Annotated in this window: 1 pseudogene; it reads right to left on the bottom strand. The window is 54.1% G+C overall.

Going from position 1 to position 259, the window contains the following annotated elements:
• Positions 1–259: pseudogene (locus KB213_RS12120) on the bottom strand (DNA polymerase III subunit delta); the annotation flags it as partial.

Genomic DNA, 259 nt, shown 5'->3' with positions numbered 1-259 from the left:
CCTCAGCAAGATCCAACGCCCCAGCCGTCCATCGCTCTACAGCCTTAGTGAAAGATGGCATACGATTAAAAAAGACAGGCGGCCGCAAAGATTTAATCGCCTCCGTACGCATTTGACAATCTTCAACAGCCAACGCTACGCGCCACAAGCGATTGATGACCCCTAAGAACACTCGCGCAACCGCCACTGGCGACACTCCATCTGCAAATGCACGTTCCAATGCTTGATCTACAGCCACCGCGTCACCCGACATCGCTGC

Source organism: Neokomagataea anthophila (genome assembly GCF_018122595.1).
GTDB lineage: Bacteria > Pseudomonadota > Alphaproteobacteria > Acetobacterales > Acetobacteraceae > Gluconobacter > Gluconobacter anthophilus.
Note: the sequence above shows the minus strand (reverse complement) of the source record. Positions and strands in the feature narration are given on the sequence as shown.